The organism is Bradyrhizobium sp. SPXBL-04 (assembly GCF_051853035.1).
GTDB lineage: Bacteria > Pseudomonadota > Alphaproteobacteria > Rhizobiales > Xanthobacteraceae > Bradyrhizobium > Bradyrhizobium zhanjiangense.
On sequence record NZ_CP182472.1, the window covers coordinates 6,753,578 to 6,766,432 of the forward strand.

The following is a 12,855-nucleotide window of genomic DNA, read 5'->3' on the forward strand; positions in this document are numbered from 1 at the left end:
GATCATCGAATGATCCGGAATCGGCCGAGCAACGCGCGCAGCCATTTCGGCCGCTGGGCGGGCACGTAGCGCAAACTCACCAGGGCACGACGGAAGTACTGCGGACTGATCAGGATGCAGAAGATCCAAGCCAGCAGCGATATGCGCTGCGATCTAGAGAAACCTTGCGGCGACGCAGCCGCTCCAAGCGCATCGACAGCGATGCTCAATGAACTATCCGCCGCGATTGGATGAAGGTCCGGCCGCAGCTTGAACGACGCTATCCGCAAACAAAGAAATATCAAATTGCTCTTGAGCGCATCGGGCGCAACCGGCAGCTTTTCCGTGCGCGCGATCTCGGAAAAGAACTTGTACCGCCTCCGCGTGAGGTCGATCTCTCTCGCAAAGCGGGTATCGTCGAGTTGAAGGAAAGCCCCGTGATTGAGGCCGTGCACGCGATAGTCTGCCAACGGTTTGGTGATAGTCACGATCTCGCCACATGCAGGAGCGGCCGCCAAAAGATAACTGTCCGGAGCTCGATCAATGAAGTCGGACTCAAAGCCGAAGACACGTTCGACAAACCATTTCGGGTAGGCATTTCCTGACCCGGGGGGCGTCGGATAGGCGCCGGTGGTTGCCATCCACTTGCGGACATCCTCCGAGGACGGACAGGAGAAGTATTGCGGCAGGACATTTCCGGTCGGCTTCCCCTCGGCATCGATCACGCGCATCTGAAACTGATATTTGCTCGCGGCTTTGGACCAGACGGATACGATCTCCGTCATGACATCAGGATGCAGGGCATCGTCCGAGTCGAGAAATATGATGATATCGCCGGACGACCTGCGAAAGCCGTTCACACAGGACATCATCTGCCCGGCGTTCGCCTGGCTGATGATTGTGACTTCGTCTGCAAATTCGTTGATTACGTCGAGTGAATGGTCCGTCGACCCGTCATCGACGACGATCACTTCGACGTTTGGCCATCGTATGTCCAGCGCGCTGCGGATCGCGGATCCCACGTAAGCTGCGTAATTGTGGTTCGGAATGACGACCGAGAGGCGCGGCAGGGTCGCCAGTTCGACTTCCGGCAACGCTGCGTGCCCTGGTATCTCCTTCAACATTCGCCGCTCAGAATACTCGCGTTGTAAGTACGTCGCATGACCGCCGACAGAACATCACAGTAGACGGACGTCAGACACCCAATCCAGGAAGGTGCAGCCTCTAGCACGTGTTTTCAAGCGCAAGGAAGAGGCAAGATTCCTCCTGCAATCCCGGGAACCATTTTACCTGTCATTCTGTTGCCGCAACTGCAACTCTATCCTGCCGCCGACAACCGCGGCTTCTTTCGAGAGCTGGCCCCAACCATCATGGATGTGCAGAGCAGTGAAGATGCATGATAACCGATCTAGGCGCTCAGACGGTTATGTGGCGATATGTGTAGCGATCGCTTCATCGCTCCTCGCAACGACGGCCGATGCTCAAATTTCCGGCTTCGGTCGCACATCTCCTCCGATGTATGGCGGCTCCGGCATTTCCACTCGGCCTTCGAGTTCGATTCGACCGATGGAAGGTACTTTCGCTCCAAATCACACGACAGCGGACGGAAAGCTTTGCATATCAGTCAATCCGTTGACGCATCCACAAGCCAACAACCCCAAGATCATCGAGCAGATCGTGCTGGTTCAAAACATTTGCGGTCAATCGATCCGGGTTCGGGTTTGCTACGCGGGAAGTTCCGATTGCATTGTCGTTCCGCTCGCAGGCTACCAGAAGCTGCAAAGGCTATTGGGGATTGCGGCCGGATCAACGAACTTTCAATTTGAGTATCGCGAGCTCTATTGAGTCGTCGATTCAGACGAAAACCCCTGGTTGCACGCTCAAGAAATGTGCGCGTTGCCGCTTGAACCAACGCCACCGCATTCGGGATCGCCAAGATGGAACTGACGTTTCCGCGCTCACACGCGCTGCCTGTAACGATCTTGTTATCGCCGCATCAAAAGCGCACGACTAACCAATTGCTGCCCCGATTTGCTAGCTTCATTGATATCCAGCAGCGAAAGCGCTCGCGCTCGCGAGCGGGCGTACTGCGTGTCAAGCGATCCTGGTCTGTGCAGGCACAACTCTTGCTACGGCGGGGCGTGCAGTTCTTCAATGCGCGTGCTCGATCGTCAGCAAGCCTTGACCGAACTTCGTCGCAGTTGATTCAGCACATTCACTCACGTTGACCCTCGCGCACATGTCCCATCCCACCCAGGCTATTGTATTTGGAGGCGCAGGCTTCATCGGTACACATCTGATGACGCGAATGCTCGCTTCCGGCCGCTACGACCGAATCGTCTCAGTGGATATCGCGAAGCCCAGGGCGCACGTCGAAGGCGTCGAATATGTCCATCATGATGTCCGTGAGCCAATCGACCCGAAGCTCGGTGGCGGGGTGCCTGCCGATATCTTCAACCTCGCCGCGATCCATGTCACCCCGGGTCATCCGGACGGCGACTATTATTATACAAACGTGCTGGGTGCGGTGCACGTCTGCCGATTTGCGAGAGACACTGGCAGCCGGAATGTCATCTTTACCAGCTCGATATCGGTCTACGGTCCGACGGAAACCCCACTTACCGAAGATGCGACGCCAGTCCCCGTCAGTGCTTATGGGCGTTCCAAACTCTCGGCCGAAGCAATCCATCGCCTATGGCAGTCGGAGGACCCGGACAGGCGGCTGACCATCGTGCGCCCCGCAGTTATCTATGGGCGCTACGAGCGAGGCAATTTCACGCGATTGTCGAGGCTTCTCGAAAGGCGGGCCTTCATCTATCCCGGCCGAACCGACACCATCAAGTCGTGCGGCTACGTGAAGGACCTGGTCTCGTCGATGCTCTTCATGGCGTCTCGCAACGACAGTTTGTCGATCTACAATTTCTGCTATGAGCACCGTTACACCATCAGCGAGATTTGCTCCGCCTTCTCTGAAGCTGCCGAATACGCAAAGCCGACGATAACGATTCCGGTATGGCTCATGAATCTCGCCGTGCTTCCATTCGAGGTGCTGCAAGCCGTCGGCATCAAGACCGGCATCAATCGTGACCGGATCAAGAAGTTGTGGTTTTCTACGAACATTCTGCCGAAGCACCTGATCGCAAGCGGGTTCAAATTCGACTACGATCTGGCAAGTTCGCTTGTGGATTGGAATCGGGAATCCTCCATCAAAGATTTTGATTGAGGTCTCGTTGGCTTGATCATTCAAGTGCCCGGAGATCGGAGATTCACCGGTGGAACTTCAAAGCCGACCCTCGCCACCATAGCGGACGAAACCAGACTCGTTCGCATTCCGGCGTCTCATTCGGTCATAACCCTGAGACCGGATTCGCCTTGCCTGCGGCAGCGGCTCGATCCCCATCCTTGTCCGTCACACTCAGGCCGATATTGCATCGCAGAATTCGTGGCCGGTCGGGCGCTGTTCCACCGGGTCGGCACGCGGGATTCGGGCAACCTGCCCAATTCATGGGCGAACAATGATCTTCTCAGGCGGCGTAAATTGCCTCGATCTTGAAAGTCGCTTTTTTGGCGGAGTTGACGGAGATGGCATTATGACGATTTTGCGGCGAGCGGCACCGACAATGGCCCGGCAGCGTTGCCGACACTTCTCTGACCAACAACGTGCCGAACGATCCGGCTAGGTGTTCTCGCCGAGGCCTCGATGCCATTGCTCAACTCTCGAGCGCCGCGATCTCGATCACCGCATCCGGCGTGTCGAATTCTACCAACGTGCAACTTCTACGCGGCACTTTGCAATTCACGAATTCAGCGCGGCGGCAAGGCCAGCCTGATGCCGCATTCACAGAGATTTAGGTAGGCGGGCCGGATGCTTCAAAAGATCACATCTCGCGAGATTGAAACCACCGCGCCGGAGGCTCCATCGCTGGAGCAGACCATCTCCTCTGCGCTTGCGCTGGTGAGCCGCCAGTATCCAGTAATGATTTTCACGCTGCTCCTGTGCATCTGCCTTGCCGGCGTTTACGTGTTCACGGCACCGAAGCGATATACCGGAACGGCCATCCTGATGATCGACAGCCGCAAGATGCAGGGCCTGCAGACGCAAGCGCCCGCGACCGGCGCAGACAACCCGATCGACTCGGCGATGGTCGACAGTCAGGTCGAACTTCTCAAGTCCGAAGCGATCGCCTCCAAAGTCATCAAGGACCTGAAACTTGCGGAGTCGGCAGACTTCATGAGCGACGGTGGCGGATTGCTCAGCAGCATCAGTAACGCGATTACCAGAATATTCTCCGAGTCGACCCCGCCCACGGAAGAGCAAATACTGCGCGCAGCACTCGCTCGCTTTGCGAGCGGCCTCAGCATCAAGCGCGTCGGCGTGAGCTATGTTATCGAGATCTCCTTTCAGGCATTATCGCAGGACCTGGCAGCGCGGATCGCCAACGCGGTCGCCGACGGCTATATCGTGGACTCGTTGGAATCGAAATATCAGGCCTCGAGACGGGCGGCGGTCTGGCTGCAGGACCGATTGAAGGAATTGCGGTCGCAGGCGTCTTCCGCCGAACGCACCGTTGCGGATTTCAAGGCCAAGAACAACATCGTCGACGCCGGCGGGCGACTGCTCACCGAGCAGCAACTCGCTGAAATCAATACTTCGTTGACGACTGCGCGTAGCCAACGTGCGGAGGCACAAGCTAAGCTCGAACGCATCACCGCGATATTGAATGCGGACACCGAAGATTCCAAGGTCATTCTGAATGAACTGGCGACTGTGAGCGAGACGATGGCCAACCCGGTCATCACCAAGTTGCGCCAGACCTATCTCGAGTACGCGGCCAAGCAGGCCGATTGGTCGAACCGGTATGGATCGACACATCTGGCGGTTGTCAATTTACGCAACCAGATGCGAGAAATCCGACGCTCGATCATTGACGAACTGCGACGCACGGCCGAGGTCTACAAGAGTGACCTTGAAATTGCCAAGGCGCGCGAGGAGTCCAGCCAGAAGAGCTTGAACGATACGATCGCGGTCTCGAATAATACCAGCCAGGCGCAGATCATCCTGCGAGATCTGGAAAGCAACGCTCAGAGCGCTCGCGCATTGTCGGACAATTTTCTGCAACTGTACATGGTCTCGGTTCAGCAGCAATCGTTTCCCGTTACTGAAGCGAGGGTGATCAGTCAGGCCGCGTCGACTCTTCCCAACAAGACGTCGCCAAGAACGACACTCATTCTGCTTGCGGCGATCGTGGGTGGGTCGATTCTCGCGGCTCTCGTCGCAATTCTACTTGATATGATGGATCGCGTCTTCCGCACCGTTTCGCAGGTCGAGCAGTTCGTGGATACCCGCTGTCTCGCTTCGATTCCGGTCATAGAGCAGGGTGCCGTCAAAGCGATTTCCGCTGAATCCGGCAAGGCCGCCTGGCGATTCGGTAAGCGCGACAAGCCCAAACCGCAGCAGGCACCGCCGAGGTACGGAGCATCTGGCACGACGTTGCCACTACATGGGTCCGCGCCCGGGTTCAGCCACCAGCAGTCGCATCGCGACCGTCTGCTTTCAACCGAGGAGAGCGTCGGGCGGCACGTGATCAATGCCCCGTTTTCACGCTTCGCAGAGGGATTTCGGTCAATCAAGCTAGCCAGCGATTTTGCAAATTTCGGTGCAGGGTCCAACAAGGTCCTGGGGATTACCTCCGCACTTCCGAACGAGGGAAAGTCAACCGTCAGCGAAGCGCTGGCGCAGACCCTGGCGCAAAGCGGGTGCCGTACGCTGCTGATCGATGGCGACATCCGCAACCCAAGCCTCACCGCAAGGCTTACGCCGGCTGCTCAGGACGGCTTGATCCATGTCGTCATCGGCCAAGCCGACTGGAGGAACGTGGTCTGGATAGACCCGCAGACGAATCTACACTTTCTTCCTTGTGCCATCACATCCCGCTTCTCGAATTCGAGCGACCTTCTGGCCTCGCAACAGATGGAAGACCTGTTCCAGCAACTACGGCAGCACTTTGATCGCATCGTTCTCGATCTTAGCCCGCTGGCGCCGGTCGTCGACGTTCGGGCGACCAGGGGGTTGGCTGATTCCTATATCCTTGTCATCGAATGGGCGAAGTCGAAAATCGATATCGTCGAGCGCGTGCTAGGCGAAACGCCGGTTGTGCGCGAGCGCATGCTCGGTGCGGTTCTTAACAAGGTGAACGTGTCGGTGATGAGCCGCTACGATACGTACGGCGCAGCCTACTATCGCAATCGATACTACAAGAGGTATGGTTACGTCGATTGACGTCAGATGCTTGATCCGGACCGGTGGGCAGCGCTTCCCCGATTTTTGACAGGGCCCTTGGATACAACATGAATGATTTGGCGCTAGCGCATGTCAGGTCGGCGCTTCTCATGGCGCGCTCAGTTCTGCTCGGTGCCGGTCTGTTGATGACGACGACTCCCGGTCGAGCCGAGCCGGTGCGTCCGGGCATTCTAAACTGCGGGTCTGGCATCAGCGCCGAGCAGCGTCGACGTTGCGACGAAGAGGCATTCAAGCAGATCGAGTCCGGCAGCCAATCGACACAGCTTGAGGGCGGATGGCGCCTAGTGAAGAGCAAGAATCCAGACGGCGGCGACGATGCCATTTCAGTGATGCATGTCGTCGATAGTGCCAAGTCGGATACGCGCCTTGCTGGTCTGAGCCTGCAATGCGGGAAGGGCGGCATCGAAATTGTACTCATTGTACTCGAGCCACTGTCCCGCTCGGCGCGACCGAACGTAGCCCTCATGGCAGGAGAGAAGCGCGCAGAGTTCCAGGCATCTGTGATCCAGGGCGGCGTGGCGCTCCTACTACCCGCCGACGCCTCGAAGCTTGCTGCCAGCGACTGGCAAACCGCAAACGAGCTTGCGGTCGAAATCGGGACTACACCGAGCGCGATCCGCGGCGCGGTGCCGATGGCTGGACTGGCGACGGCTCTCCGTTACTTGTCGCAGTACTGCTATGCTCGATAGTTTAGCTGGTCACGGAAACTGTCATGCCGGGCGAATCCCGTAAATCGACTGCATGTGACGAGTTGACAGGCCGCGTTGTGATGATGCGTCATAGTGGCAACTATCCGGCCATCCATCACCGAGACGACGGTGGCGTCGCGTGCTCGGCTATGCGACGCGTATCAATGTCCCACTCGCGCAATGCTGCGCTCCATTCCCGCTTCCACGTCTCACGGTTCTCCGATTGCTTATCGCTTCCTGGCTTTTGATCACATTGCTGGCCGCGACTCCGATCTTGGCCATCACAAGCGGCTCCTTCGCACAGCATGTGATTTCACTTGCTACTGCCTTGATGATGGCAATGGCAACAAGAGGTCCGGAGGCGCAAATCGCGTCTGCCGCGCAGTTGCTGAAGCAATTTCTCCTTATATTCTTGCTTCCGGTCGTCTGGATGACGTTGCAAATCTTTCCGATGTCTTCGCTTGCGAACCCGATCTGGTCGGCGACTTCGATCGCATTGAATCAGCCATCGCTGCAGGGCCGCATTAGCGTTGATACGGGCGCAACGCTGCAAAGCCTGTTCCTCTATCTGGTTAATGTGTCGCTCCTGGTGTCGACCGTCATCATCGCCAGGGATCGCCGTATGGCCGAAACGATCCTGTTCGTATTGAGCGCAGTGACGACCCTCATGTCAGTCGAGTTCCTACTCGGCCGGCTCGATTTATTCGCCGGAATCATTCCCCAGTCCGGCGCAGCTAAGAATCTGTTTCCGGCAGCTGCGGCTCTTGCGATATTGACAAATGGCGCGCTGGTCGCTCGGGCACTCGAACGCCACCTGCACCAGCAAAACATCCACAATCTGGCCTCGCCCCAACTGTGGGTCGGCGTTTTCTGCGGCCTGTTAGGAATTGCCGTAGCCTTCGCCGCACTTGCGGCCCTCGAACAACACACATTGGTGGCGGTTACTGGCTGCGGATTGATGGTCCTCGTGTTCATAGCCGCTGTCCGGCGCTTGGGATTTCGGTTTTGGCCCTCGGCTCTATTGTTCTTGGTCCTTGCAGCGATCGGCAGCGCGATGGTTGTGCCGCACTCGCTATCCGGAAGCTTGGGTCTCGTTGGATTCGTCAGCCTCCCCCCGGAAGCAGTTGCGCCGGCAAGGCACCTGCTCTCTGATGCACCGACGTGGGGGAATGGTCTCGGAACCTTTAGGTTGACTTCGAGAGCCTATCAGGAGTTCGGAGCTGCGCTGGCAGACCCTCCCTCTACCGCAGTCTTGATGGCTGTCGAGGCGGGAAGATTGCCGAGCGCCATCCTGGCAGCGTTCGCCGCCCAGTTCTTCCTCGTTAGCTTTCGCGGCGCCGTCCGGCGAGGACGTGATTCCTTTTTCGCGGCCACCGCGGCCGCCGGCGTCGTCGTTGTACTCTGCGAGAGCTTTCTTGACTCAAGCCTCTCAAACCCCACGATTCAAGCGATTGTGGCGATGATGGTTGGAGTTGGACTTGCACAATCAGTGGGACGGACCAGTGGCGCCAACCACTCGGCGGCATCCGCGCACCGTAACACTAGCTTTATATTGAACTAATGCATCGACAATGAGTTCATCGGGCTCCTTTCGCATTCTTTTGATGGCGTTGGCCGTGACGGTCGGATGCTATGCCATTGTGTCGGCCGTGACGGCGCTAGGGCGGACAACATTTCCCGCAGATGCGGCCGAGATTGGGGCGCGGTGGACTGGAGATGCGACCTCAGTGTTGGGAACGCGCTCGCCGTTTGGATCGGAGCTGGAGAGCAATCATTCCTTGATCGGCGCGCTGCAGACAATTGAGTCCGGTCAGCAAGGGCCCACGATCCTACGATCAATAGCGCATACCGACGCTCTCAGCCGGGTCCGGCGGACGCTGTCGACCTCTCCTTACAATCCTGAACTATGGCTGGCGCTGGCGCTGCTTCAGGTCCAGCGCGACCCGCACGATCCGGTCGTGGTCGAGGCCCTGAAGATGGCATATTTCGTCGCACCAAACGACGCGCGATTGATGCCGGTGCGGATCGACATGGTGGCCCACTTCGACGCACTCGCCCTTCCCGATGTCAAGGACCTCGTACGCAATGACATTCGGCTCATTCTGATACGCCGATCTGGGTTGAGATCGGCACTCGTGTCCGCTTATCGGAGGGCATCAAAATTGGGCAAAGCTTTCCTGGAGGATGCCGTTGAATCGATCGACCCGTCCTTCCTGGCGACACTGCGCGGTTGAATTCGGACAGGACACTCCTGATGAAGTGCGGGGAGCCATCGGCACCGGGTGATGCCGGAGTTGACCGCTTCGTTCATAGGTTACAGATCTTCGATCGTTCAGGAAAAGGTTATGATTGGCGCGCTGCCGCGCGTTTTCTTTTCACGATCAATGCTCTTGCGCTATACGCGGCGGTTCCCGCCGCCGGCGAACTCACCTAGCGCTCGCGCGGTCCATAAGTCCAGCGCCAACCGTAGTGGTACGGAGTCCACAAACGACGGTCATTGTCGTAGCCGATGTTTGCGGGGATTGACGAAGGCGGGCGTGGGGTGATCGAGACAATCTCGGGAACTCGTCGGCTGAAAGGAGCCTGCTGACGCTGCAACAGCGCTGTGCACCCTTTCCTTCCGCGGTTCCGACGGTTAACTTGATCCCATACTGCTGCATTTCGGTGGGACTGGATGACGATACTTGCCATATTAAGCATCTGGCTGCTGCTCAACGTCTTATTCGTGCTCATCGTGGTTCCTCCCCGCGGGTCGCGATCGCGGCTCAACAGGTCGGGAACAATCCTTGCGCCGGTCCCGATCGAAAAGAATCAGGACCAGCTCGATAACAACGAAAAATTCTCCCTTCGCCACGCTCTCGGATCACTCGCGACGGGAGTCTTTTTCGTCCTGATGCCCCGGCTGATCGCAATACGGGAGGTCATCGTGCGGCTATGGAACAGGACGCGTAGGCATAAGGCCTAAAACTTGGTGATGAGCGCGACGACCTGATTCAAAGGCTCCAAAAGGAGCTCTCGCCTCAATCCGCATCTAGCTCAGCGCATATGAATGAGTCCGCGCCGCGCCCCGCCAAGGCCGCCCGCGCTGACCTAGTACGCCTCCTGGGAAATGACGGTAGCCGCCGTGCGCGCCATGATTTTCAGATCGAGCCAAATGCTCCAATTCCTTACATACCAAACGTCATATTCTACCCGCTTTTCCATCAGGTCGATGGTCGGCGTTTCGCCCCGGAAGCCGTTAACCTGAGCCCAGCCCGTGAGGCCCGGCTTCATGTGGTGGCGGTATACGTAATTGCTGATGATCTCGTCATAATAATTGTCGTGGGCAAGCGCATGTGGGCGTGGTCCGACCAACGACATGTCGCCGCGCAGCACGTTCCAGAGCTGGGGCAACTCGTCAATGCTGGTCATGCGGAGGAAGCGCCCAATCCTCGTGACGCGCGCGTCCCTCTTGGTTGCCTGAGTAATCGAGTTACCATTCTCGCACACGTACATGCTGCGAAATTTCCAGATGTCAAACGGCTTGCCGTTGAAGCCGCGGCGCGACTGTCGAAAGATCACGCTCCCAGGCGAATCCAGCTTGATCAGAATGGAGACGGTGATCAACACCGGCGCCAGGGCCACTAGCGAAAACAACGCCAGACCGATGTCGAGGCAGCGCTTCTGGAGACGTTCAAACACGCTGAGCGGTGGTCGCTGAATCTCGATTGCCACCGTGCCGCTGACCGGCAAAAACGGGCGCGATACCAGATCAGCGATCGAATTATCCGGCAAGAGACGGATCGGCTGTGGTACAGCGCGCAGGTGCAGTTCGAGTTGCTGCAACAACGGCAGCTCGTTCCAATCAACCGCCAACAGATACTCCTCGACATCCGCTGCACGGGATTGGAGAATGACATCGCGAATTTGCCTCTCCCAGCTGGTCCCATGGTTGTTAGCGGGAAGCACGAAATGGCGAACCACGTCGAATCCGTTCTTGCGCAGGTCCTTGAAACGGCTCGAGGTGAAATCAAGCGGCTTCAGGCTGAGCAAGGCAACCTTGCGATCGACCAATCGGCCCTTGGCAAAGTTCGTGCCGAGCACCCACTGCCACGCAAAGCGCAGGCTGAGCAACCCAAGGCCGCCAATTCCGGTGAAGACGAGGAACGTGCCGCGGGACAGATTGTCCGACGATTTCAATAGAAACGCCGCGACCGCAAGGATCGTCAGTGACACCAGCCAGATGATCACCGCTTTGCGCAATTGCCAGACCAGACTAAGCAAACGGTGCGTTGCATACACACCCTGAAAATAGGCGATTGCAACGAACACTGCGCTGACGATCAGTCCGGCGCCGATGGGCGCTCCGTCTCCAGATGACGGCGTGGCGACGCTATAAAGTTCCGACGCCAGCGCGTAGCAGAGCAAGATCAGCAAAAGGTCGGCCGCGATGACGAGGAGCTGAAAAGGCTTCTGAAGAGCCGTGCCCCGTGCGGAGGACGTGGCATAGGTGCTATCAGAGCCATAAGTGGCAACAACCATTCGATCCTCTACGTGTGGAGAGTGCCTGGCGGTCATTGTGATGCTGAAGATTTACCGCTTCCAAACGAAGGGTGTTAAGTGATCGCAGCGACATTGTGGCGCTGCATGCAAAACTTTTGCGATGCACGAATGATGTGTCGCGTCGAAATGCGCATCGACAATTCGACGCGCGCTGAAAATCTCGTCACAGTGCTGACATATCAGCGACGCGCTGCCGCATTTTGAATCAAGTTCCATATCCTCCGCGTGCTTTAACGGTCACGCGAGCGCGTCTTCGCTCATCTTTGAGGCGCCATCCTGTCGCGAGAGCGCGAGGAGTCACTTGCGGGAACATCGATGAACTTCAATCTGCGGATGCATCACGAAATTTGTAATGAGGCATGCATCTTTGCCGCGCTATGCAGTTCAGCGCTGCAATTTCCGCGGACTGGTGGAACCCGTCGCAAGGGTAGGCAAGAAGTTCCGCCCTTCTTTTGGCGTGATCAAGCCGGAGAACGAGGACCTACTCCATCCACCGCACATTGTTCGTATCAGATGGGGAGTTCTCAGGTGCCGGCGACTTGGGGAAATTTCTCGACCACCTGATCGATTTTGCTCCATGATATCTTTCGCCCGACCACGTCGGCCAATCCACAAGCCGCACTTGCCCGACGGGATTCGCATCTATGCGATCTCGGATATTCACGGCTGTGCGCATCTGCTGCAGCCGATGTTGCGGGTGATCGACGCCGACGTGGCTCGCAGCCGCCCGCACTATGCGATCGAGGTTTTCATGGGCGATTACATCGATCGTGGTCCGGATACGCGCGCCACCCTCGACATCCTCGTCGAGCGGAGTCGCCGGGGAAATGCGGTCTTCCTCAAAGGTAATCACGAGGCATTTCTGGTGAGGGTGTTCGAGGACCCTTCACTGTTCGAGGATTGGATTGCCGTCGGCGGAACCCAGACGTTGATGTCCTACGGGCTCGCTCCGCCAGATCTCAAGCGCGACGAGCCAACATCGATTTTGCGCGATTTGATTCGCGCAATGCCGACTGAGCATCTGGAATTCCTGGACAATCTGCGGCTGAGCTTTACGTGCGGAGACTTCTTCTTCGTTCACGCCGGCGTTCGACCTGGCGTGGCGCTATCCGAACAGCAGGAGAACGATCTCTTGTGGATTCGCGAGGAGTTCCTGGAGAGCAAAAAGCATTTCGGCAAATATATCGTGCACGGTCACACGCCAGTGCGGCGCGCCGATGTGCGAAACAATCGCGCCAACATCGATACCGGCGCCTATGCGACCGGCAATCTCACCCTGATGAGCATCCAGGGAAGCCGCATGCTCGCGGTGTGACATGTTGGCAACCGCTTGCCATCTGCCAA

Annotated in this window: 9 protein-coding genes; 7 read left to right on the plus strand and 2 right to left on the minus strand. The window is 57.6% G+C overall.

The window, feature by feature from the left end; genetic code table 11:
• Positions 1 to 2 precede the first annotated feature (2 nt).
• Positions 3 to 1,103: a glycosyltransferase family 2 protein gene (locus ACNJX8_RS32450; RefSeq protein WP_439358094.1), complete on the minus strand. Its 1,101-nt coding sequence runs from the start codon at positions 1,101 to 1,103 to the stop codon at positions 3 to 5.
• 442 nt (positions 1,104 to 1,545) lie between these two features.
• Between ACNJX8_RS32450 and ACNJX8_RS32455 the strand changes: the two genes are divergently transcribed.
• The 6 genes from ACNJX8_RS32455 (at position 1,546) to ACNJX8_RS32480 (ending at position 9,203) form a co-directional block, all read left to right on the plus strand.
• Positions 1,546 to 1,824, plus strand: a complete 279-nt coding sequence (locus ACNJX8_RS32455) for a hypothetical protein (RefSeq protein WP_128935719.1) — start codon at positions 1,546 to 1,548, stop codon at positions 1,822 to 1,824.
• 394 nt (positions 1,825 to 2,218) lie between these two features.
• Complete coding sequence (locus ACNJX8_RS32460) at positions 2,219 to 3,202, plus strand: NAD-dependent epimerase/dehydratase family protein (RefSeq protein WP_439358095.1); 984 nt, start codon at positions 2,219 to 2,221, stop codon at positions 3,200 to 3,202.
• A gap of 642 nt (positions 3,203 to 3,844) precedes the next feature.
• Entirely contained in the window at positions 3,845 to 6,259 is a 2,415-nt protein-coding gene (locus tag ACNJX8_RS32465) for a polysaccharide biosynthesis tyrosine autokinase (protein ID WP_128935721.1), read from the plus strand.
• Positions 6,260 to 6,327: 68 nt separating this feature from the next.
• Positions 6,328 to 6,969, plus strand: coding sequence for a hypothetical protein (locus ACNJX8_RS32470; RefSeq protein WP_128935722.1), 642 nt, complete (start codon positions 6,328 to 6,330; stop codon positions 6,967 to 6,969).
• Positions 6,970 to 7,243: 274 nt separating this feature from the next.
• Positions 7,244 to 8,530 carry a hypothetical protein gene (locus ACNJX8_RS32475; protein WP_439358096.1) on the plus strand — a complete coding sequence of 429 codons (1,287 nt, stop codon included), beginning with the start codon at positions 7,244 to 7,246 and terminating at the stop codon, positions 8,528 to 8,530.
• Positions 8,531 to 8,540: 10 nt separating this feature from the next.
• On the plus strand, positions 8,541 to 9,203 hold the full coding sequence (locus ACNJX8_RS32480) for a hypothetical protein (protein ID WP_439410294.1): 663 nt from the start codon (positions 8,541 to 8,543) through the stop codon (positions 9,201 to 9,203).
• A gap of 856 nt (positions 9,204 to 10,059) precedes the next feature.
• On the opposite strand, the gene ACNJX8_RS32485 is transcribed toward ACNJX8_RS32480, so the two are convergent.
• Positions 10,060 to 11,490 (minus strand): undecaprenyl-phosphate glucose phosphotransferase, encoded by a 1,431-nt coding sequence (locus ACNJX8_RS32485; protein ID WP_128935726.1) that lies wholly within the window; start codon positions 11,488 to 11,490, stop codon positions 10,060 to 10,062.
• Between the two features lie 598 nt (positions 11,491 to 12,088).
• On the opposite strand from ACNJX8_RS32485, the gene ACNJX8_RS32490 reads away from it, so the two are divergent.
• Positions 12,089 to 12,826: a metallophosphoesterase family protein gene (locus ACNJX8_RS32490; RefSeq protein WP_249761736.1), complete on the plus strand. Its 738-nt coding sequence runs from the start codon at positions 12,089 to 12,091 to the stop codon at positions 12,824 to 12,826.
• Positions 12,827 to 12,855: the final 29 nt, after the last annotated feature.

Excerpts from the sequence above, each read along its gene's own strand:
- ACNJX8_RS32450 (WP_439358094.1), bottom strand. The coding sequence starts at position 1,103 with ATGTTGAAGGAGATACCAGGGCACGCAGCGTTGCCGGAAGTCGAACTG.
- ACNJX8_RS32455 (WP_128935719.1), top strand. The coding sequence starts at position 1,546 with ATGGAAGGTACTTTCGCTCCAAATCACACGACAGCGGACGGAAAGCTT.
- ACNJX8_RS32460 (WP_439358095.1), top strand. The coding sequence starts at position 2,219 with ATGTCCCATCCCACCCAGGCTATTGTATTTGGAGGCGCAGGCTTCATC.
- ACNJX8_RS32465 (WP_128935721.1), top strand. The coding sequence starts at position 3,845 with ATGCTTCAAAAGATCACATCTCGCGAGATTGAAACCACCGCGCCGGAG.
- ACNJX8_RS32470 (WP_128935722.1), top strand. The coding sequence starts at position 6,328 with ATGAATGATTTGGCGCTAGCGCATGTCAGGTCGGCGCTTCTCATGGCG.
- ACNJX8_RS32480 (WP_439410294.1), top strand. The coding sequence starts at position 8,541 with ATGAGTTCATCGGGCTCCTTTCGCATTCTTTTGATGGCGTTGGCCGTG.
- ACNJX8_RS32485 (WP_128935726.1), bottom strand. The coding sequence starts at position 11,490 with ATGGTTGTTGCCACTTATGGCTCTGATAGCACCTATGCCACGTCCTCC.
- ACNJX8_RS32490 (WP_249761736.1), top strand. The coding sequence starts at position 12,089 with ATGATATCTTTCGCCCGACCACGTCGGCCAATCCACAAGCCGCACTTG.